Annotated in this window: 24 protein-coding genes and 2 tRNA genes; 1 reads left to right on the plus strand and 25 read right to left on the minus strand. The window is 37.7% G+C overall.

Annotation, left to right across the window (positions count from 1 at the left end):
- Positions 1-12: 12 nt before the first annotated feature.
- The 16 genes from pstB to IGL30_RS09115 form a co-directional block, all read right to left on the minus strand.
- The gene (pstB, locus tag IGL30_RS09040) at positions 13-819 is read right to left on the minus strand and encodes a phosphate ABC transporter ATP-binding protein PstB (protein ID WP_010718563.1); all 807 of its coding nucleotides are present in this window, start codon (positions 817-819) and stop codon (positions 13-15) included.
- Between the two features lie 14 nt (positions 820-833).
- Positions 834-1,718: a phosphate ABC transporter permease PstA gene (gene pstA, locus IGL30_RS09045; protein WP_010718564.1), complete on the minus strand. Its 885-nt coding sequence runs from the start codon at positions 1,716-1,718 to the stop codon at positions 834-836.
- Positions 1,718-2,638, minus strand: coding sequence for a phosphate ABC transporter permease subunit PstC (gene pstC, locus IGL30_RS09050; RefSeq protein WP_010718565.1), 921 nt, complete (start codon positions 2,636-2,638; stop codon positions 1,718-1,720). Before pstC ends, pstA begins: the two co-directional genes overlap by 1 nt.
- Before the next feature lie 117 nt (positions 2,639-2,755).
- On the minus strand, positions 2,756-3,610 hold the full coding sequence (locus tag IGL30_RS09055) for a phosphate ABC transporter substrate-binding protein PstS (RefSeq protein ID WP_010718566.1): 855 nt from the start codon (positions 3,608-3,610) through the stop codon (positions 2,756-2,758).
- 349 nt (positions 3,611-3,959) lie between these two features.
- Positions 3,960-5,408, minus strand: a complete 1,449-nt coding sequence (cls, locus tag IGL30_RS09060; RefSeq protein WP_010718567.1) for a cardiolipin synthase — start codon at positions 5,406-5,408, stop codon at positions 3,960-3,962.
- A gap of 793 nt (positions 5,409-6,201) precedes the next feature.
- On the minus strand, positions 6,202-7,086 hold the full coding sequence (gene ftsX, locus IGL30_RS09065; RefSeq protein WP_278250225.1) for a permease-like cell division protein FtsX: 885 nt from the start codon (positions 7,084-7,086) through the stop codon (positions 6,202-6,204).
- A complete protein-coding gene (gene ftsE / locus IGL30_RS09070; RefSeq protein WP_010718569.1) occupies positions 7,079-7,765 on the minus strand; it encodes a cell division ATP-binding protein FtsE in 687 nt (228 codons plus the stop codon). The genes ftsX and ftsE overlap by 8 nt, the downstream gene beginning before the upstream one ends.
- Positions 7,766-7,869: 104 nt before the next feature.
- Positions 7,870-8,968 (minus strand): peptide chain release factor 2 gene (gene prfB / locus IGL30_RS09075; protein ID WP_185068126.1). Its coding sequence is split into 2 segments (ribosomal slippage): positions 7,870-8,895 and positions 8,897-8,968, totalling 1,098 coding nucleotides; the frame shifts between segments, so codons are not numbered across the junction.
- Between the two features lie 145 nt (positions 8,969-9,113).
- Positions 9,114-11,648 (minus strand): preprotein translocase subunit SecA, encoded by a 2,535-nt coding sequence (secA, locus tag IGL30_RS09080; RefSeq protein ID WP_010718571.1) that lies wholly within the window; start codon positions 11,646-11,648, stop codon positions 9,114-9,116.
- 215 nt (positions 11,649-11,863) lie between these two features.
- A complete protein-coding gene (gene hpf / locus IGL30_RS09085; protein ID WP_010718572.1) occupies positions 11,864-12,424 on the minus strand; it encodes a ribosome hibernation-promoting factor, HPF/YfiA family in 561 nt (186 codons plus the stop codon).
- 133 nt (positions 12,425-12,557) lie between these two features.
- Positions 12,558-13,247, minus strand: a complete 690-nt coding sequence (locus IGL30_RS09090) for a ComF family protein (RefSeq protein ID WP_063627397.1) — start codon at positions 13,245-13,247, stop codon at positions 12,558-12,560.
- Positions 13,234-14,607: a DEAD/DEAH box helicase gene (locus tag IGL30_RS09095; RefSeq protein ID WP_123874632.1), complete on the minus strand. Its 1,374-nt coding sequence runs from the start codon at positions 14,605-14,607 to the stop codon at positions 13,234-13,236. The genes IGL30_RS09090 and IGL30_RS09095 overlap by 14 nt, the downstream gene beginning before the upstream one ends.
- Before the next feature lie 196 nt (positions 14,608-14,803).
- A complete protein-coding gene (locus IGL30_RS09100) occupies positions 14,804-15,940 on the minus strand; it encodes an RNA-guided endonuclease InsQ/TnpB family protein (protein ID WP_430618187.1) in 1,137 nt (378 codons plus the stop codon).
- The gene (locus IGL30_RS09105) at positions 15,903-16,544 is read right to left on the minus strand and encodes an IS607 family transposase (protein WP_010718576.1); all 642 of its coding nucleotides are present in this window, start codon (positions 16,542-16,544) and stop codon (positions 15,903-15,905) included. The genes IGL30_RS09100 and IGL30_RS09105 overlap by 38 nt, the downstream gene beginning before the upstream one ends.
- Before the next feature lie 246 nt (positions 16,545-16,790).
- A complete protein-coding gene (locus tag IGL30_RS09110; protein WP_010718577.1) occupies positions 16,791-17,114 on the minus strand; it encodes a PTS sugar transporter subunit IIB in 324 nt (107 codons plus the stop codon).
- A gap of 96 nt (positions 17,115-17,210) precedes the next feature.
- Complete coding sequence (locus IGL30_RS09115) at positions 17,211-17,498, minus strand: DUF7662 domain-containing protein (RefSeq protein ID WP_010718578.1); 288 nt, start codon at positions 17,496-17,498, stop codon at positions 17,211-17,213.
- 128 nt (positions 17,499-17,626) lie between these two features.
- On the opposite strand from IGL30_RS09115, the gene IGL30_RS09120 reads away from it, so the two are divergent.
- Positions 17,627-18,274 carry a YigZ family protein gene (locus IGL30_RS09120; protein WP_063627399.1) on the plus strand — a complete coding sequence of 216 codons (648 nt, stop codon included), beginning with the start codon at positions 17,627-17,629 and terminating at the stop codon, positions 18,272-18,274.
- Positions 18,275-18,369: 95 nt separating this feature from the next.
- Here IGL30_RS09120 and IGL30_RS09125 read toward each other — a convergent pair whose 3' ends face one another.
- The 9 genes from IGL30_RS09125 to IGL30_RS09165 form a co-directional block, all read right to left on the minus strand.
- On the minus strand, positions 18,370-19,077 hold the full coding sequence (locus IGL30_RS09125) for a GntR family transcriptional regulator (RefSeq protein WP_088745280.1): 708 nt from the start codon (positions 19,075-19,077) through the stop codon (positions 18,370-18,372).
- A gap of 256 nt (positions 19,078-19,333) precedes the next feature.
- Positions 19,334-19,504 (minus strand): hypothetical protein, encoded by a 171-nt coding sequence (locus IGL30_RS09130; protein ID WP_010718581.1) that lies wholly within the window; start codon positions 19,502-19,504, stop codon positions 19,334-19,336.
- A 120-nt stretch (positions 19,505-19,624) separates the two neighbouring features.
- A tRNA-Gln gene (locus tag IGL30_RS09135) sits at positions 19,625-19,696 on the minus strand.
- A gap of 6 nt (positions 19,697-19,702) precedes the next feature.
- Positions 19,703-19,783 (minus strand) — tRNA-Tyr (locus tag IGL30_RS09140).
- An 87-nt stretch (positions 19,784-19,870) separates the two neighbouring features.
- Positions 19,871-20,104, minus strand: coding sequence for a DUF2969 domain-containing protein (locus IGL30_RS09145; RefSeq protein ID WP_010718582.1), 234 nt, complete (start codon positions 20,102-20,104; stop codon positions 19,871-19,873).
- 83 nt (positions 20,105-20,187) lie between these two features.
- Positions 20,188-21,075: an ROK family protein gene (locus IGL30_RS09150; protein WP_088745293.1), complete on the minus strand. Its 888-nt coding sequence runs from the start codon at positions 21,073-21,075 to the stop codon at positions 20,188-20,190.
- 80 nt (positions 21,076-21,155) lie between these two features.
- Positions 21,156-21,653, minus strand: coding sequence for a GNAT family N-acetyltransferase (locus tag IGL30_RS09155; protein ID WP_088745281.1), 498 nt, complete (start codon positions 21,651-21,653; stop codon positions 21,156-21,158).
- On the minus strand, positions 21,640-21,909 hold the full coding sequence (gene yidD, locus IGL30_RS09160) for a membrane protein insertion efficiency factor YidD (RefSeq protein WP_010718585.1): 270 nt from the start codon (positions 21,907-21,909) through the stop codon (positions 21,640-21,642). The genes IGL30_RS09155 and yidD overlap by 14 nt, the downstream gene beginning before the upstream one ends.
- A gap of 180 nt (positions 21,910-22,089) precedes the next feature.
- Positions 22,090-22,266: a DNA-directed RNA polymerase subunit beta gene (locus IGL30_RS09165; RefSeq protein ID WP_010718586.1), complete on the minus strand. Its 177-nt coding sequence runs from the start codon at positions 22,264-22,266 to the stop codon at positions 22,090-22,092.
- Between the last annotated feature and the right edge of the window lie 3 nt (positions 22,267-22,269).

Consider the following 22,269-nt stretch of genomic DNA (forward strand, 5'->3'; position numbering starts at 1 on the left):
GAATCCTCCGTCTTACCCAAAATGACCCGATACATAATCTTCGGTCGCTTTAATTTTTGGTCTAGTAAATATCTTATTCGTTTTATCGTATTCGATCGCTTTTCCTAAGTAGAAAAAGGCAGTATAGTCACTGATACGAGCTGCTTGTTGCATGTTATGGGTCACAATGATGATCGTGTAATCATCTTTTAGATTCACCAATGTTTCTTCTACTGTCCCAGTAGAAATCGGATCAAGTGCGCTGGCTGGCTCATCTAATAACAAGATATCCGGTTTCATCGCAATCGCACGTGCAATACATAAACGTTGTTGTTGACCACCTGACAAGGCTAAAGCACTTTTATCCAGGCTATCTTTTACTTGATCCCATAATGCTGCTTGTTTCAAGCTGGTCTCAACGATCTCATCTAATTTCTTCTTGTTCTTTTCGCCATGTTGCTTCAATGCAAACGTGATATTTTCATAGATTGATTTACTAAATGGATTTGGTCGTTGGAAAACCATTCCGATTCGCTTACGCATCTCATAGACATCAATTTGTGGCGCATTGATATCGACATCTTTGTACATGATTTTACCAGTTACCTTAGTATTTGCGATCCCATCATTCATCCGATTCAACGAACGTAAATAAGTAGACTTACCACAGCCAGAAGGACCGATTAAAGCTGTGATCTTATTCTTTTCAAATTCCAGATCAACACCTTTGATCGCTTCGTTGTCACCGTACCAAACATGAAGATCATCTGTATAAAGGGCAATTTCTTTTTCTTGACCCATTGTGATGATATTTCTTTCATTCCAATTATATTCTTTCATCTTACTTCTTCTCCTTAAGCTGAAGTCATTTTCCGGTACAAACGTTTACCAATCGCACGAGCACCAAAATTGAATAGTAATACTGCGATAATTAAGACCGCAGATGCTCCAGCAGATACTGATACGCCATCTGGCATCGTTCCTTCCGTATTGATTTTCCAAATATGAACAGCTAGTGTTTCAGCTTGACGGAAAATACTGATTGGACTAGAGACACTCAATGGATTCCAGTTTGAGAAATCAAGTGCAGGTGCGCTTTGCCCAGCTGTATAGATCAAAGCTGCTGCTTCCCCAAAAATTCTCCCTGAGCTTAAAATGACTCCTGTTAAAATCCCTGGAGTTGCCTCAGGTACAACTACACGAATCACTGTTTCCCAACGTGACAAACCTAATGCAAGCCCTGCCTCACGCTGTGTGTAATGCACCGCTTGTAAAGATTCTTCTACCGTTCTCGTCAATAGAGGTAAGTTAAAAACTGTTAAAGCTAGTGCCCCAGAGATAATGGAGAAGCCATACTGGAATTGGATAACAAAAACTAAAAAGCCAAACAAACCAACAACTACAGATGGTAATGAGCTTAATATTTCAATTGAAGTACGGATAACATCAGTCAACCAGTTTTTACCAGCATATTCAGAAAGGTAAATACCGGCTCCTAAAGAAAGCGGAAAACTAATGATCATCGTGATCAATAATAAATAAATCGAGTTAAATAATTGGATACCGATTCCGCCACCTACTTGATAGGCTTTTGATGGTTCAGTTAAAAATGACCAAGAGATATGAGGAATTCCTCGAACTAAAATATATAAAAGTAACGCAGCTAAGATCAATACAATAATTCCCGATATTGCATAAAGGACTCCTGTTGCGATTTTATCAGAGCGTTTTGCGTTCATTATTTCAATGCCCCTTTCTTACCAATCATTCGGATCACAATATTAAAGATTAATGACATCAATAGCAAGATCAAAGCTAATGACCATAACACGTTGTTTTCAATTGTTCCCATGATCGTATTTCCGATCCCCATTGTTAAAATCGATGTCAATGTTGAAGCAGGAGTTGTTAATCCTGTTGGCATCAAGGCAGCATTCCCGATGACCATTTGGATCGCTAATGCTTCACCAAATGCACGTGCCATACCAAATACAACGGCTGTCAAGATTCCCGGTACAGCAGCTCGTAAAACGACTTTATAGATCGTTTGCCAACGTGTAGCTCCTAAAGCTAATGATGCTTCACGATAATGACGCGGCACAGCTTTTAAGGCATCGACTGTCATAGTCGTCACAGTTGGTAAGATCATGACAAACAAAACAAATGTCCCAGCTAAAATACCAAAACCAGTTCCGCCAAAAATGTTTCGGATAAATGGTACGATGACTGATAATCCAATAAAACCATAAACAACAGATGGAATACCAACTAATAGTTCAATGACTGGTTGCAAGATTTTTGTGCCATTTTTTGGAGATATCTCTGTCATGAAGACCGCTGCACCGATGGCAAAAGGTGTCGCGATGATCGCAGATAAAAAAGTAACGATAAACGAACCAGCGATCATTGGTAATGCCCCGACCATCGGTTTACCATCCGCACCAATTTGTCCAGGATTCCAATTTGTTCCAAACAAGAAATCAAATACGTTGATCTTATCAACGAAAAAGGTCGCTAATCCTTTACTTGCAACAAAATAAAAAATGGCTACTACTACTAGAACGATCAAGGCGATACATAAGAAGCTGATGAATTTACCACGCTGCTCCATTTTTGAACGTTTTGATTTTGTTAATAATACTTTTTTCACATCTTCCACAGATGATTCCCCCCCAGTAAGGTTTAACATACTTATACAGTGTACAAAGCGAACATCAATTTGAGTTTAATAACATGTAAAATTTATGCGAAGTTTGTAAAGATTGTGTAAAGATGATTATTTTACAATATTTCCTTCCCAATCACGTTCTACTTGCATACGTGAAACCGGAATATAACCTAATTCACCTACGATATTATTTTGAACTTCTTCTGATAGCATGTAGTTTAAAAACTCTTTCGTTAACTGTTTTGGTTGATTTTTTGTATACATATGTTCATAAGCCCAAATGATCCATTTATTGGTCGTAACGTTATCATCGGTTGGCTCTACACCATCAATACTCAAAGTAGCCACATCGTTGGTTACATATGAGAAAGCGACATAACTAATTGCTCCTGGAGTATCTGCAACGATTTGTCGCACCATTCCGCTTGAATCTTGTTCTTGCGCACGAATCGCCGTTTCTCCATCAAGGACCCATTTTTCAAAAGTACTACGTGTCCCACTTCCTGATGCACGATTTAAAATAACCACTGGTTGGTCTTTCCCGCCAAGTTCTTTCCAGTTGGTGATTTCACCCGTAAATAACTTCCGTAAGTTTTCCATTGAGATGTCTTTAACGCCCACTTCCTTGTTAACGATCGGTGTGATCCCAACTACAGCCACCCGATGATCAACTAAAGCAGATGCATCGATTCCAGATTTTTCCTCCGCAAATAAATCAGAATTCCCGATATCTACTGCTCCAGATTGGACTTGAGATAATCCAGTTCCACTTCCTCCTCCTTGGACATTGATGAATTTCCCAGGGTTTGCAGCCTGAAAAGATTCAGCGACTGTTTCAACTAATGGTTGCAATGCGGAAGACCCGACAGCTGTAATGGATTCTCCTCGATCGATCCATTTTGAACAACCTGATAAAAGAATAGTTAATCCTATTATTGGTAAAAGTAATTTTAATTTTTTCATTTAGAAATCTCCTTCAGTCCTAAAGTAAGTTCATTTTAACATTTAACAAAATACTTGAAAACGAATTAAAATTATAAAATAACAAAAATAATGATTATTAATAAAAAAACACTATCTCATTAGGTTATTCTATGCTATACTGGCTTTGAAATGTGTCTCTTTATCAAACATTATCTAACTTATTTCTTGCTTTCCCCAAAAACAAGAAGTACCCCAAAGTTAGTTTTGTTCCTGTGAGACGCTTTCTCCATTTCTGACAGTTTACAGAAATGGCCCCGACAGAAAAAGGACATGAGCTGACGTCTTAGACGCCTCCCTCATGTCCTTTTTGATTAGCTGGAAGTAGCAATTATAATAATGGCGAGATCAATCGTGCCAAACCTTCTTTTAATTTGATGATAAATCCTCGATTTTCATAGCGTTCTTTGGTTAACAGTTGTGACTTTCTTGAATCAGCAAAGAAAGCTTTTCTTACGTGAGTCGCCATTCCTTCATCATAGATCAACGCATTCACTTCAAAGTCTAATTTGAATGAACGGACATCAATATTTGCTGAACCAATTGAAACTATTCCACTGTCAATGATCATGGTCTTAGCATGGATAAACCCATTTTCATAGGTTTCGATCACTGCACCATATTCGATTAGTTCTGCTGCAAAAGAATAAGTCGCCCAATAGACTAACGGATGATCAGGTTTATTGGGAATCTGAATCTGAACTTTGACACCAGAAAGCAAGGCTAATTTCAATGCTTCATGAATGGATTCATCTGGGATATAGTAAGGCGTTTGAATCAATATTTCTTTTTTTGCTAATGAAATCATTTTTAAATAAGTCAATTTGATTTGTTCATGCTCAGAATCTGGGCCACTTGTGACGATTTGAAGTGCTAAAGTACCTACAGAATCAATTTTTGGGAAAAATTTTGGTGCATAGCTGACTTCTTTCACGTGCTGCGAGTTCCAATCCATCAAAAAACGATTTTGTAGCGTATAAACTGCTTCCCCATAGATTCGCAAATGATTGTCTCGCCAATAACCAAACTTTGAAACTTCTCCTAAATATTCGTTTCCTACATTAAATCCACCAGTATAACCAATTTTCCCATCAATGACAACGATTTTCCGATGGTTTCGATAATTGATTCGTGGATTGATATAAGGGACAAATAGTGGAAAGAAAAAAGCGACTTCACCACCAGCTACCTGTAATTCGTGGAAAAATTTTGCATTTACTTGGGTAGACCCCCAAGCATCTAATAATACACGGACTTTAACCCCTCTTTGAGCTGCTTCAGTCAGCGCGTCACGCACTTCCTTACCCAGAGCATCGCCCCGATAAATATAATATTGTAGATGGATATGATCTTTTGCCTGCTTGATGTCTTCAATCAATGCATCAAATTTTTCTCGTCCATCCGTAAATAAAGTCACTTCATTTCCAGTTGTGTACAATGTACTTTCAAACACTGTCAGCATATAGATTAGTTGCTTGACATCAACTTGTCCTGTTGGTGGATGCGGATAAAGTCCTCGCATCAAGGCTTGTTTGTCTTCTTCAATTTCCAAGTTTTTCCCGATTTTCCCTTGGATCTTCAAATCAAAGATCTTGTCTTGTGAAATACCTCTGCCAAAAAAGATATATAAAAGAAAACCGACAATCGGAATAAACATTAATACTAACAACCATGCCCATGTCTGAGCGGTTTCTTTTCGTTCACGAAAAACAATGACAATTGATAATAAGATATTCGCAATTAAGATGATCGTAAAAAAATTATCAACAACTACTCTCATGGCTCACCTCTTCACTTTTACACCTACTTAAGAATAGCCGAGTTGTTTTTTAAAGTAAAGTGAAAGTATCAGACAGATAATGATCTCAATGAATTAAAATACCTACTGCTGAACCAATATGACCCCCTATTGATCATTACTTGATATTATTTTTTTATTTTATATTATGAGACAAAAAATGATAGCGCTTTACAAAGAGATTGAGACAAAAGTGTTTAGCATCAAGAAATAAGAAGGAATTTCCGAAAATTTACAAGAAACACAAAAACTAGTTTTTGATGTTGATTGTTATCTGCTTGGTGCTTCTCAAATTTTTGGTAAATTTCGGCAAATTTTCCGAAGATGCTGCTTTTGTCTCACCGTGAATCAGAGGTCGTGAAAACATCGGGTAGCTCTGATGACAATAAGAAAGAATTTTTTGAAACAGCTTCTCATGTTTTGAAAAATTCAGGCTTATTTCAAGGAGCTGATATTTGAACACCGTTTAGCAAGAGGTCGTGAAAGAAGCGTTTAGCTCCGAGCGAATAAGAGAGGATTTTTTAAAATAGCTCCTCATATTTTAGAAAATCATCGCTTATTGTTGAGGAGTTGCTTCTTGAACGCCGTTTATTCGTTTTTAGAGATACTAGAAGAGACTGAGACGAGTTTTGTCCCAATCTCAACTAAAAAAGCAGACAGAAAAATGAATTTCTGTCTGCTGATTCATTGAATCATCCATTTAAACTTTAAAGTTGTTGGATCTTCTTGAAACAACTCGTTCCATCCTTTCATATGGTGAAACGATGGAAATGAATTAAAACTTCAAGAATCTTCTCATCGAAATAATTGATCCTAATGAACCGATAATGATTCCGATCCCAGCCATCAAAGCGTTGATTTTCCACACGATATCCTGTGGTTGGATCAAGGAATAGTGGGAGCGCAATAATGAAGGGTTAAGCATTCGGAATACTTCTTGGTACCCAAATGTAATCAGCAATACCGGAATAATTGCACCGATCAAACCAATCCAGCCACCTTCTAAAAAGAATGGCCAACGAATGTAGCCGTTTTTGGCACCAACTAATCGCATGATTTGAATTTCTTTTTGGCGAGATAAGATCGTGATTCTGATTGTATTTGAAATCAAAAACATTGCAATAAACAATAATAATGCTGCTGCAGCTAAGCCCCATGTTCGAACGGTTCCTGCAAGCTTAAGAATTTTATCTGAAGACGTTCCACCGTAATCCGCGCGAGAAACATTCGCTAATTTTCCGGCTTCTTGAGATACTTGTTTCGTATAAGAAGGTTCTGACGTTTGAACGACATAAACATCATATAACGGGTTATTATCTCCTTCAAATAAACTCCATGAATTCCCCATAGCATCCTGGATCTTTTTCAACTCTTGGTCTTTACTTGAGAATTTGACACTTTTGACGTGATCAATCTCTTTTAATTGTTTTTCAAGAGTCTTCATATCTTTTTCATTCGTGCCAATATCAACGAAAACAGAAACATCTACGTTACCTTCGATATCTTCGGCTAGTTTCGTTGCATTCATGATCACAGCCATGAACACCCCAACTAATGTTAATGTGATCGTCACGGCACTCACTGAAGCGACAGTCATCCAGCCGTTACGCTTTAAACTCTTGATACTCTCTAATAAATGTCGGAAAAAGGTTCTAATCATCGTATCCATATTCCCCTTCCGCTTGGTCACGTATGATTCGTCCATTTTCGATGGCGATCACTCGATGACGAATTGTATTCACGATCGTACTGTTATGGGTTGCCATAACGACCGTTGTCCCTTGAGCATTGATTCGGTCCAATAACTTCATGATCTCCCAAGAATTCTCCGGATCTAGATTTCCTGTAGGTTCGTCAGCAATCAATACTTTCGGCGTATTTACGATTGCACGGGCAATCGATACCCGTTGCTGTTCCCCACCAGATAGCTCACTTGGAAAAACACGCACTTTATGTTTCAATCCAACAAGATCTAACACTTCCATCACACGTTTTTTGATATCTCGTGGTTTTCTACCGATTACTTGCATCGCATAAGCGACATTTTCGTAAACTGTTTTTCTCGGCAACAGTTTGTAGTCTTGGAAAACTACCCCGATTTCTCTGCGTAAGTAAGGAACATCTTTGTTTTTGATTGCCATTAAATCATGACCAGCAACATTTAAGGTTCCTTTTGACGCTTTTTCTTCTCGATACATCAATTTGATGAATGTAGATTTCCCAGCCCCTGATGGACCAACTACATAAACGAACTCTCCTTGATCGATAACAACCGATAAATTTCGGATTGCAGTCGTACCATTTGAGTACTTTTTCATGACATCCTTCATTTCAATCATGGCGTTCTCTCCATATCTTTTCTCAGTCTCTCACCATTATAGCATGGTAATGTTTCATCTTGCTTTCAAAAGCTTACAATTTTATTTCAATTAAAGTCAACTATTTAGAGGTGCATTTTTAAATATCCGTCAATAAATAAGTCTAAATCGCCATCCATTACAGCTTGAACATTACCAGTTTCTACGTTTGTCCGGTGATCTTTTACCATTGAATATGGATGGAAGACATAGGAACGAATTTGTGAACCCCAACCAATTTCTTTTTGCTCCCCACGCAATGCTGCAGCTTCTTGTTCTTTCTTTTCAACCTCAAGTTGATACAATTTCGCTTTCAACATGCTCATTGCTTGTTCTCGGTTTTTTAATTGTGAACGCTGCGCTTGACTAGCTACGACCGTTCCTGTTGGAAGATGAGTGATCCGAACGGCAGACTCTGTTTTATTGATATGTTGTCCTCCAGCACCGCTTGCTCGGTACGTATCGATCTTCAAGTCATCTGGGTTGATGGCAACATCAATCGTTTCATCTAGTTCTGGCATCACATCGACCGAACAAAACGAAGTGTGGCGCCGTTTGGCTGAATCAAATGGGGAGATCCGAACAAGACGGTGGACACCTTTTTCCGATTTTAAATAGCCATATGCATTATGCCCTTTGATCAGTAAAGTCACACTTTTTATTCCTGCTTCATCCCCTGCTTGGTAATCCAATGTTTCCACTTGGTAGCCATGTTGTTCTGCCCAACGTGTATACATGCGTAACAACATACTTCCCCAGTCTTGGGATTCTGTACCCCCTGCTCCAGGATGAAGTTCGACGATTGCATGGTTGCGATCATATGGACCATCTAAAAGCATGGCTAATTCATACGTCTTCATTTTTTCGTCTAATAGTTGGATTCTATCTTCTGCTTCTTGTTGCATTTGAGCATCTGGTTCTTCTTGCAACATTTCTACCATTAGGGCTAACTCTTCTAATTCTTCAGCTAACGCATTGAATTGATCATACGTTTCTTTATTTGTGTTGTTTTCATTGATCACTTTTTGTGCTGTTTCGCTATCATCCCAAAAACCAGGCTCTGCCATTTTGGCTTCAGCTTCAGCGATGTCTTCTTCCAACCGATCTAAGTCAAAGAGACCTCCTGAAACTTGTGACCTTTTCTTCCATCTCAGCTAATAAGTTACGGATTTCTGAAATCTCCATAAACTTCCCTCTTTCTATCTACATTATTTTATGTTTTATTCAACCACTTTAGTTTAACAGAAACGCTTCATAACAGAAAGAAGGTGAGTCGATTCTTAATCAAAAAGAACCGATCTCACCAATCTTATCTGCCAGCTGTCAAAAATTAGTTCTCATCTTTTCCATGACAGTTTTTATATTTTTTCCCGCTACCACATGGACAAGGATCATTTCTGCCTACTTTGTTCACGTGAACCGGTTGTTTTTTGGCACTTGTGTTGCTATTTTCTTTTGCATCACCGGTAGTTGGTTGAACTGCTTCGCCGGTTGACACTTGCTCCCGTTGAACATTTTGACGAATCTCAGCTTTCATAAAGAGACGAGTCACTTCATATTCGATCGCTCCAACCATCTCTTCAAACATCTTGTATCCTTCTGTTTGATACTCAACCAATGGATTGTTTTGTCCATATGCTCTAAGACCGATTGATTGGCGTAATTGATCCATAGCATCGATATGATCGGTCCATTTCGAATCCACTACTCGTAGAATGACTACTTTTTCAAATTCTAGTAATTGTTCAGGTCCGTTGAGCTGGTTAGCTTTCGTATTAAATACTTCTTGTGCTAACTCATTTAAATATTCTTTGATCTGTTGCGGTTCTTTCCCTTTAAGATCATCGATTGAGATGCTATCTTCATGGACTAATGTACTACCTGCAAAATCAACGATTCCTTCAAGGTTCCAGTTGTCTTTTTCTAGTTGTGTGTGTGCATCTACTACCCGACTAATCGTACGTTTGATCATATTCATCATTGGTTTAGACAAACTTGTTTCTTCCATGATGACTTCTTGACGTTGTTTGTAGATAACTTCGCGTTGTTCTCGCATTACATCATCGTATTGTAAGACATTTTTACGAGTATCGTAGTTATTTCCTTCGACACGTTTTTGTGCTGATTCCACTTGTTTTGTCAGCATCTTACTTTGGATCACTGCATCCTCTTCACCGATTTTCATGCGATCTAAGAATGCTTTGATCCGTTCAGAACCAAATCGTTTCATTAGATCATCTTCCAATGAAAGATAGAATTGAGACATCCCTGGGTCTCCTTGACGTCCAGCCCTACCACGTAATTGGTTATCGATACGACGTGATTCATGACGTTCTGTCCCGATAACAGCTAGTCCGCCTAGTTCTCTGACACCAAGTCCCAACTTGATATCTGTACCACGTCCAGCCATATTCGTTGCAATCGTCACCGCACCTTTTTGACCAGCATTCATGATGATTTCCGCTTCTTTGAAGTGGTTTTTTGCATTCAATACTTCATGTGGGATACGTTCACGATTCAACATATCAGACAATAATTCTGAAGTTTCTACTGCTACCGTTCCGACAAGAACAGGTTGTCCTTTGCGGTAACGTTCTTTGATGTCTTGCACCACCGCTTGGAACTTGCTAGTCAATGTTGGATATAACAAATCTGGTCGGTCGTCACGAATGACTGGACGATTTGTTGGGATTTGACAAACTTGAATATTATAGATTTCCCGAAACTCTTCTTCTTCTGTTTTTGCTGTACCAGTCATACCTGACAGTTTCTTATACATTCGGAAATAGTTCTGGAACGTGATTGTCGCCATCGTTTTCGTTTCGTCTTCGATCTCTACGCCTTCTTTTGCTTCAATCGCCTGATGTAATCCATCAGAGTAGCGGCGTCCATCCATGATACGACCAGTAAATTGGTCAACGATCAAGACTTTTCCATCTTGGACCACATAATCAATATCCAAGATCATGATATAGTTGGCACGCAATGCTTGATCCAGATGGTGGGTTAAGGCAGTATTTTCAATATCATATAGATTTTCTAAGCCAAATGTTTCTTCGGCTTTCTCGATCCCCGCTTCAGTCAAGCTGATTGTTTTCGATTGCACATCGATTTTATAATCTTCTTCTTCTTTCAAACGTTTCACAAAATTATCTGTTCTTGTATATAAAGCTGTTGATTTTTCAGCTTGACCTGAAATAATCAACGGTGTTCTTGCTTCATCGATCAAGATCGAATCGACTTCATCGACAATCGCATAATTCAATGGTCTTTGAACCATTTGATGACGATAAACGACCATGTTGTCTCTTAGATAGTCGAAACCTAATTCATTATTGGTACTATAGGTAATATCACAATTGTAAGCATCTCGTTTTTCGTCCGCTGATTTTGAATTGATATTCAAGCCAACTGTTAAACCTAAAAAGTTGTATAATTCGCCCATTTCAGAGGAGTCACGAGTAGCCAGGTATTCATTGACAGTAACGACGTGAACGCCTTCTCCCGTCAATGCATTCAAATAAACCGGCATTGTCGCTGTTAAAGTTTTCCCTTCACCAGTACGCATCTCTGGGATATTTCCATCGTGAAGAACGATCCCCCCCATCAATTGTACATGGTAAGGATAAAGTCCCAACACTCGTTTGGCAGCTTCACGAACTACCGCAAAGGCTTCCGGTAATAATTGATCTAAAGTTTCCCCTTTTTGATAGCGAGCTTTAAACTCAGCTGTTTTTGCTTGTAATTGTTCATCTGTTAATGCTGCCATTTCGTCAGCATGATCTTCTACTTTTTTAGCAATACGATCTAAACGTTTTAGTTCTTTTTTATCATTTTCGATAATCGAACGAATAAAATTGGCCATGCGTTGTATAATCTCCTTTTTACATATATTATCCAGATTATGTAGATTCTAGTTTCTATTTTATCATTAGTTCTAGATAATTGAAATATCTTAACACAATTAATGTAATATATTCACAATTAATTCACAATTTCTGACGTAGACAAAAAAGAAGCTGTGGCAAACCGTGAAGGGTTTGCCACAAGCTTTTTACTGCTTTTTCTAATTGTTATTTATCAGTCGGTTTCAATCAAACCGTATTTGCCATCTTTACGACGGTAAACGATACTTGTACCATTGGTTTCTGCATCTTCAAAAATAAAGAAATTATGACCAAGCATGTTCATTTGTAGAACAGCCTCTTCACTGTCCATTGGTTTCAGTGATAAACGTTTCGTACGGACAATGTCTAATTCAGAATCATTTTCATGATCGGCATCGTCAGCTTCGTTATTGAATAATACCGCTGCATCAGCTGTGTTCATACCGGTTTCGCGAGATTTACGGTTAATTTTTGTTTTGAATTTGCGGATTTGTCGTTCCAATTTGTCAACTACCAAATCAATACTTGCATAAAGATCAGGTGATGTTTCTTCGGCACGCAATACAAGATAAGGTAATGGAATAGTTACTTCCACTTTCGCTGTTTTTTCAGTATAAACTTTTAAATTTACATGTGCTGTAGCATCGGGTGCATCACTGAAATAGCGTTCAAGTTTTCCTACTTTTTTCTCAACGTAGTCACGAATCGCTTCAGTTACTTCGATATTTTCACCGCGTACATTGTATCTAAACATAAAAATTACCCCTTTCGTCTACCACAATCAAGAAGGAAAAGGACCACTCTTTCCCTCTTCTTACTACCATTATATCGAACTCTAATCCATTTGCAAACTAAATCGCTATCAAGGACATTCGTTTTTCATTTATTTATCGAGCTAGCGAAAAGGTGCGGATTTTTTCAGGAGCATGTGGCAATAAACAAGAAGCAGCATGGAAAAGGGTTTGCCCCGTCGTATAGACATCGTCTACCAACAATACTTTTTTCCCTTTGATGATCGTTGGAACAACAGCTAATTTGAAAGGTTGGGTAGTTTTTAAACGTTCCTGACGTGTTTTTTGGGATTGTGGAAGTGAATGATCAGAGCGAGTCAGCAGTTGACTATAAGGTATTTTAGCTACTCTCAACATTTCAATGACCTGATTAAACCCACGTTCTTTTAAACGAGCAGTTGCTAGTGGGATTGGACAGATTTGATAATCGCTAAATTCTTGTTGTATTATTTGCAACTGTTTAGCAAATGTACCTGCCAGTCGGACATCTCCCATAAATTTATAGCGCTTTAACCATTCTTTGAAGGCTGAATCATAGTAAAAACAAGCATGATGACTGAAATCATAATTGGGATAGTCGTTTTTCCAGGCAATACAATCTTCACAATACGTAATATCACCAGGCAGTTCTTTCTGGCAAGTTCGACAGCTTTGCTGTTTATTTATCGGACGAAACAAATTTGAACAGTCCTCACAAATTTGAGGAAGAATCTTTCCCAACCCAAGAATCTCGCTGATTTTCAAATTTCGGATGACTTGTTTTTGACAATAACTACAACGATTCATGTGTTTTTTCTCCTCTAGGCTCACTATTTTTCATAGCAAGCTGCTTTTTTCCCTGACGATTCATTTCTTTGATCTCACGACAGGCTAATTTGATAGCTTTTGTCAGTTCTTCATAGAAAAAATAGACTTGGCTATTGGTAAAATCTCCCTTTCGATCGGCTCGACCAGCGATTTGTACAAGGGAAGATTTAGTAAAAACACGGTGATCAGCGCCTAAGACGATCACTGACACATTTGCAAATGTTACCCCACGTTCCAAAATCATTGTAGTAAGTAACACATCATATTGTTGCTTTCTCATTTGCTGAACTTTTTCTGAACGGTTTGGATCTTTTGCGGATGCATCGGTAATACGGTACATGGGTAAACAACGCTTTAACAGTGAGGCTAATCGATTCATCAAGGCAATCGACGGACAAAATAATAAGACATGATTTTGTTGGAGCAGCATGTTTAGACACTTCAAAAGTGGTCGAAGTTTTTTTTCTTTCAAACATTTATTCGGCCAGTCATTCCAAAAAAACAAATGTGGTTCAGGCAATAACCGTTGATGGAAGCGAAGGGGCAATTGATGGATCAAAAAGGTTGAACGGATTTTTTTCAGTAGCTGCTCATTAGGTGTCGCACTTAAATAGATAAAGGTTCCTTTTGGTTTAATTGCAGTTTCAACAGCATAAGCTAACCCAGGATCTCCTGCAAAAGGGAACGCATCCACCTCATCGACGACTAACAGATCAAACGCCTGATAAAAACGATACAGCTGATGCGTAGTCGCAATCACGAATGGACTAAAGCGATAGGCTTCTTTCTTTTTTCCATGAAGCAGGACAATGTCTTCTTCTGGAAAAACGCCACAAAAACGTAGGTAAAGTTCGTTGCACACATCAACCCTAGGTGAAACTAATGCGACTCGTCCGCCTTTTTCTAACGTTTTTATGACCTTTTCATAAAGCATCTCAGTCTTTCCCGCTCCTGTCACAGCCCAAATCATGTGCTGTTTTCCCGAGACATCAGTGACCAAGTTCGTAGAAATCGCTTGTTGAGTTGGCGTTAACTTTCCTGTCCAAGTAAAACAGACATTTCTTTTCGGCAACTCAGGTTGTTCAAATAAAAATAATTCTTGTGTGTTGTCACAACGACCTAAAAAAAGACAAACAGGACAAAAGAAGATCGGTTGATTTTTCTCTATTTTACCTATTTTTGTTCGCTTGTTGCACCGATTACATTTTAGCCAATTCCCTTGTAAATGAATGGCGGCTAGTTTCTGATAGCGAATCTGTTCAAAACTCTCTGTCCATTCTCTCAAGTCTCTCGTAAGTAATCGTCTACCATATAAACTGCATAAACTACTTTTTTCCATCTGATCCGTTGCCAAAAATCTATAAATATTTCTAACCAACTATAAAAGTTGTCAGATTTATGTTTATTTCCTGTTTCTACGTGTCCGATTTTGCCACTTCCTCGCTACTCTCGTTTGCTCTAACACTCCGCAGGCGTTAATTCGGATACAACGAATCCTACATATCTACGTTTCTGTATCAGTAGAAGCTCGTAGATTAAGCAATATAACTAGCTAAATTTAAACTTGCATTATAATCTCTATCTGCTGTATATCCGCATTCTTCACAATGATAGGTGCGGTCAGACAATTTCAAGTCTACTTTCTTATGACCACATTCATGGCATAGTTTGGAGCTTGGATAAAATTTATCTGCTTCTACTAATTCAATGCCGTAATCTTCACATTTATACTGTAGTTGGCGTTTGAACTCATAGAATTTTTGTTGTGCGACTAATTTTGCTAAGTGTTTATTTTTCATCATTCCCTTTACATTCAACGTTTCTACCACGATTTTCGATGGTTTGGTTTTCACTATCTCCGTTGTTGTCTGATGAATGTGGTTCTGACGAATATTTGCTAATTTTCGATGTGTATGCCGAATTTCTTTTTCTAATTTATAGATGTTACACGTTTTGACAAATCGGTTTCCCTCCTTATTCCATTCGTATTTTCGAGAGACTTTACGCTGTAACCGATGTAAACGTTTCTCAATCTTTCTTACTTTTCCTGTTTTATTAATATTTTTGTAGACTCTTCCATTAGAAACAATCGCTAAGTCTTTTATACCAAGGTCAATCCCCAGGATCTCACCTGTTAAGTGCTGTACTGGTTGCTCTTCATCAATTCCAACTGAAATATACCAATACTTGCCATCAAACGAGACTCTTGGATTAGAATACTTCCTATTCATTGGTAGTTGTTCACTGGTTTTTACCCAACCGATTTTTTCAAGTAAAACTGATTTTGGTTTGACTTTCAGTTTTATAGTGTCATTATAAAAAGCAGGTTTAGATTTCTTTCTTGATTTAAAGCGGGGTTTTTCAGCCTTTAAACAACTTTTCCCTGTCATGCTATTAAACCACTTTTTATAAGCATCACAAGCGTCTTTTACTGCCTGCTTGGCAATATTATTGGAAACATTGTTCAACCAAACGTACTTAGGTCGTTTTTTCATTTTAGTGATATGCTTGCGTAAGTCATTATTGGAGATAAATTTACCTCCGAATCGATGGTTCATTTCTTGCATTTTTAACGTCCAGTTAAAAATCCATCGAGCTGTTCCGCTTGATTGCCACAATTGTTTTTCTTGCTCTTTAGTCGGGCATAGCCTTACTTTCTTGGCTCGTATCATCTTCCATCAACTCCTTAATCATTTTCTTCGCTTTATTTGCTCGTTTTCCTTGTAATCGACAACTAAATAAGGTGACAATCTGGATTAGGTCCTCTACGAGTTCTTGCTCTTCAGTCTTTTCCGTATTGTCTATTATTTCGATTTCCGTGCCATATTTATTACAAAGGTTTTCAATAAGCTCATAACCAAAACGAATGAATCGGTCTTTATATAGAATGACTACCTTTTCGATTTCTCCGTTGGTAATTCTATCTATCAACTGATTTAATCCTTTTTTATTGTAGTTGATGCCACTTCCAATATCTCGAATCATATCAAATTGGTATCCTCGTGCAATCATGTAGGTTTTTACATTCTCAATTTGACGTTCTAAATCATTTTTTTGTTTGTTTGAACTTACTCTACGATAGCCAAGAGTTATTCGCTTAGGTTTCTTTCTTCCAACGATTCCTAAGAATTGATTTCGTTGTTCTTCAAAATAATAACGAGTACCACCTTGTGAAACATGGGCAGGTTTTAATTTACCTTTTTTATCCCAATTTCTTAAGATTTGTGGTGTTACGCCTATCTGTTTTCCAAATTCTCCTATTGAATACATGGTCATAGTTTTCACCTCAATAGGAGTATGCTAAATATTGATAATATAGACTATATATTTATATATTCGTTAACTGTTGTTACCCCCTAAAAGAAGATACGCTTCATCAGCCTATTCTTCCAAAAGATGTGGAAAATATATTGGCTGAAACTGTTGGTATTGAAAATAAGCCGAAAAATCCTTGAATAGGCGCCCTATTCGCTGGATTTTTCGGCTTATTTCCGATATGAACATCTTAGTATGCTCTGTCCTTTATTTGTTTTCAATTAAATGGATGGCTTGTTGTAATACTTTTTCGCCATTCATCAACCCATAATCTGCCATATTGATAATATCTAATGGGATTCCTTTTGGCTCTAGACGTTTTTCAAAATCAGCTTTCATGAAGCGGACTTGTGGTCCCAACAGCAAAACATCAACTTCTTTAGAAGCTAGCTGATTATCGGCATCAGAAGCTGATACGGCAAAAATATCCGTATCAATTCCTTGTTCTTCAGCAGCTTTTTGCATTTTTGTTACAAGTAAACTGGTACTCATCCCAGCAGAACATACGAGCATGATTGTTTTTTTAGTCATTTTACTCTCTCCATTCTTTTAACTTTTGCAAACGATTTCTTTTTTTGCTTGTGTGATTATTATACAAAAAAGCAAGATAATGTCAACGTTTTCTTATCAGTCGAATAGCCAACTCGATTTAACTAATTGATTGAACACAACATATTCTTTTTTTAAATTGATCACCACAACCTCGTAGCCAGCATTGATCCAGCCATATGCTCCTTTTTCTGGGTGCTTATAATCATTTGCCCACCAATCAGTGCTTTGTCTAGCTGATTTAGGGAGCCCATAACTTGGAAAAAGAAGTTCGTCGATCTGTGTAAATGTTAAAGTAACCTGTGATCCCCCGTTATTTTTTAAATATTGGGTGATGGCGTCATATTTTTTTATGCGTTCTTTCATCCCCATCTCACCTTTCTTTCTTCTATTATCCCATAGACTCTCTTCATTACTCAAGTATTATAAGTGTTGAAACTAAAGGAATAATTCATTATACTTTGACTATTATCAACTACTTGTAAGGAGGAAGCATCACGCTGAATAGTTATAGAACCATCCAAGCAGACGGTCAAGCAGAAATCGAAGTCAAAAAATCTCGTTTTATTTGCTCTATGAAACGAATTGAAACGGAAGCAGAAGCTAAAGCGTTTATTCAGGCAATGAAAAAAGAGCATTGGAAAGCAAACCATAACTGTAGTGCTTTCGTTCTCGGTGAAAAAAATGAAATTCAACGCAGTAGTGATGACGGTGAGCCTAGTGGTACGGCAGGTGTCCCAATGCTGGAAGTACTAAAAAAAAATGAATTGATCAATGTGGTCGCTGTCGTCACACGCTATTTTGGTGGGACAAAATTGGGTACCGGTGGTTTGATTCGTGCCTATACACAGGCTGTTTCTCACGCACTAATTGAAATCGGGATCGTTGAAGGAACACAACAGCAAGAAATAGCTGTCCATATCACCTATCCGCAATTAGGTAAATTAGAAAATATGCTTGAGTTGAAACATATTCCTATAAAAGAAACGATCTACACAGACAAAGTCACGGTTCACTGTTTGATTGTAGAAACAGAAGTTACTGCATTTAAAACAGCAGTCGTTGAATTATTGAATGGACAGGTGGAATTTACAGATGGTCCAATTTCCTATCATGAACAACTGGTAGAAGCTGACCAGTAATCACTCTATCCGCTGATCTCGAAATCAAAAAAGAAGAGCCTAGGACAAAACTTGTCTCAGGTTCTTCTTTATTTGGACTGTTTCGTGTCTCTCTTTTATTTCTCTAAATAAAATTCAAAACGATTTCCTACATATTGCGTACGAACATATTCAAATGGGGTACCGTCATCAAAATAAGAAGTTTGGCGTAAACGTAACACAGCATCTCCTTTTTTTACTTCTAAATATTCTGTAATTTTTTCTGAAGCAAGAATGGCTGTGATTGTTTGATTAGCTGCCCCGATCTTATGCCCACTTTTCTCTTCGAGTACCCGATAAAGAGAATTGGTAATTTCAGATTTACTATAGTCTGCAATAATCTTTTGCGGGATACTGGCTACTTCAAAACAGATTGGTATATCATCAGCATAACGAATTCGTTCCATACGAAGAATCGTTTCGTCTTTTTCTAGTTGCAGCTTCTCCATTTCACTAGAACTTGGGGAAGTTAAAAAATAAGAGATTGTCCGACTAGAGGGTACTCGATTCTGTGATTCCATAATTTCAGTAAAACTGGTCGCACCCGACATCTTTTCTTGGACTTTTTCTCTTGCTACATATGTACCTGAGCCAATTTTTCTTTCCAAAATCCCTTCATCAGCCAGGTTTTGAATGGCTTGACGTAAAGTCATTCGACTAACATTGAATTTCACTGCCAATTCTCTTTCAGAAGGAAGGCGATCACCGATTTTCCAAATACCTTGTTCGATTTCACTTTTGATCTGATCATAGATTTGTATATAGACTGGTAGTTGATTCGACATAACGTATATCCGCCCTTTCATTTCCTTTATTATAACTGGTATATACCTGGTTCACAACTGAAAAGGAAAAAGTTTCTTTTGCTCGACTAATTGTCGATCAATCATTTGCCAACCCGTTTATTTTATCCGAAAGTTTATGTAAGTAATTGTGTTTCCTTCCTCTTTAATCCAAGTGGAAGGATTGAAAATCATTTTGTAAAATAACAAAACCTCCAAAAGACAGCAAAATCACTGTTTTTTAGAGATTGTGTTATTCTTAACGGTTTTTTGAAAGCCATTTTTTTGTGTGATTGGTTGGACGCTTTGATTTCACTTGTATCGCTTTTTCTGATTTTTTCGGTAACCGGACTTCTACCTGATACTTTTCCGACTTAATCAAATCATAGATTTTCTCTGCGGTCTCATCTACTTTTTCTTTCCACTTCATTTTACTGCCCCCTTTTTTTGATCTATCTACTATTCACTCTAGCCTATTTCATGATAATCTTCAAGAAACAAGCTGTTTTCACACAAAAAAAGAGTGATCTTAATAGATCACTCCGTACTACTGGGGTAGCTGGATTCGAACCAACGCATGAGGGAGTCAAAGTCCCTTGCCTTACCGCTTGGCTATACCCCAATGAAATGGAGGAGAGTGGATTCGAACCACTGAACCCTAAGGAACGGATTTACAGTCCGTCGCGTTTAGCCACTTCGCTACTCCTCCGAAAGGTTTGTATCAACCTGACTTAGTTATAATACCTAATTTTCCAGATTTTTGCAACCCCTTATTGAAAATTTTTTTGATATTTTTTTATTCGTGTAGATTCCAGTGACGAATAACTGTTTCTATCGCGTTTTCAAGACTCTTTTCTTTCCCAAAATCTTCTTCACCAAAAAAAATTTCAAATTCTTTTGGTCCATAAGCCAAAATTTCCCCAATCATTTTTTTACCAATAAATAACTGAGTCACATCATAAGTTGTTCCTTTGATTTGTTTTTTGACTTCTTCGATACGTACTTCAATATCTTTATTTTTTTTTGACATCTTTTTCCACCTCCATGATAGTTTATCATATTCAATCATGGAATGCCTACCATATGTCTAAAAGTTTTGTTCAACGCTATGCATCATTGAACTAAACCTTCACGTTGAGCGGTGAAATTGGCAGCTGCTCCAATCAAGTTTGCATCATTTCGATAATCACATAATAAAATTTTAGGATCAAAGTCATTTAGTTCTAAATCAGTAGTTAATTGTTTCATTCGTTGATTGATTTCTGTTAATAACCCTGCTTTTGCAGAGATCCCCCCACCAATCACGATGACTTCAGGATCAATCGAAAATTGGATACTAAACAAACCTTTTGTTAAATAATTATAAAAATTATCTACCTCTTCTTTTGCTAGTTCATCCCCTTGTTCTGCTCGTTCAAAGACTTCTTTTCCGCTATAAGTCGTACGTGAAACTCCCAAACGGTCACAGTAACGCCAAGCCATTTGAACTGCTGTACCAAGCTTACTAAATGTTTGATTGCCTTCTAAGAACATCAAGCCAAATTCTCCCCCGTACAAATGAGCGCCTTTATTTAGTTGTCCTTGGGTAAAGATTGCCCCACCTACTCCAGTCCCAAGTACAACAAATGCTACATGTTGATATTCTTTCGCTGCGCCTTCATAATACTCAGCCATTCCAGCACAATTAGCATCATTTTCGATCGTCACTGGTAAATAGAAGAGTTCTTCCAGTTCATGAAAAATATTGAATCCGTGGATATAAGGAATGGCACTAATCCCTTCAATCAGCTGTTTCTCCTGATTCACTACTCCAGGTGCGCTGATTGCTACGCCTTCAATCGCCTTCTGTTTTACAAACGTTTGGAATACCCGTTTTAAATGCGCTTTCATTTCTTCCCATGTCTTAGGAGTCGGAAATTGGCTGGTGTCTTCAAGCGCTTGTCCATTCCAATAGCCATATTTTACTGCGGAACCACCAAAATCAAAAACTAAAATACCCATCATTTATTTGTCTCCTTTTCTCATACTGTTTTTATTTTAAGTCAAGCCACAGTATTTTGAAAGCCTTTTTATGGGTGAGTTCAAATTTTCTTTGCTAGAGTTACTTGATCTCGTAAACGTTGGCCATTTTCATAGATTGGCTGTTTATAATTTTTGACAAAATAATCTTTTTCTCTAGAAATTTCCAGGAAGCCTATTTTTTTATACAGTTGTAAAGCTGCTGATGACGTACTCCCCGTCCGAATAATGACTTGTTGTTGAGTGGTTTTTAACTTTTTCATTTCTTTTAGTGTATGGGTAAGCAACGCGTAGCCGATTCCTTGACCTTGAACTTTTGGAGCTACAGCTAAATTCATTATTTCAAACACTAATTTATTTGTGATAAAAACGATCACTCCCTGAATGTCGTTTTCTGCTTTCCATATAAAACCAGCCCCTTGATCAATGTATCGTTGGACGTTTTCCTCTTCAGGATCTGCATCCAACAATAATGACCAAGGTAAAGTTGATTGATCTAGTGTGACGATACTTTTTTCTCCAGAATGCTCGGTCTTACCTGACTGTTTACTTTTCATCATAATTAGGCATCTCTTTATCTTTCTTATTACGTGTCAATTGACAATTTAAAGGCACGTAATCGATTCCGCCCTTTACGAATGGATGGCAACGCAAAATGCGTGCTGTCCCCATCAGCGTTCCTTTAAATGCACCGTGTACTTGAATCGCACGTATCATATAGTTTGAACAAGTAGGATAGTACCGACAGCTAGGTGGGAAAGCAGGAGAAATAAACCGTTGATAAAAACGGACAATAGCCACTAAGATTTTTTTCATCTCATCACCTCATTATTAAAGCTTTGATCCTCATTCTCCTATTCATGACAAACGACTGTTCAAAGGAGCAATAATCTGCCAAACAGTGGAATGACTCACAATAAAAAAGGACTTCTCAAAAGCGAAAATTCGTTTTAAGAAATCCTTTGTTTGCTTACACTATCATTTTCACACAACTCTTTATCTGAAAAAATCTTGGATGTGCAGCCACAAACTTGGTTGAAAAACCTTAAACGGATTTCCACCACCGATAACCCCGTATCCAATCATTGTTCCAGCTATAAATAAAAGAATCAGTAATAGTATGACAACTAAAATCTTCACCAATGTGATTAAAATATACCGTTGGCTACTCATTTT

The organism is Enterococcus sp. DIV1089c (assembly GCF_050530965.1).
Taxonomy (GTDB): Bacteria; Bacillota; Bacilli; order Lactobacillales; family Enterococcaceae; genus Enterococcus_B; species Enterococcus_B hirae.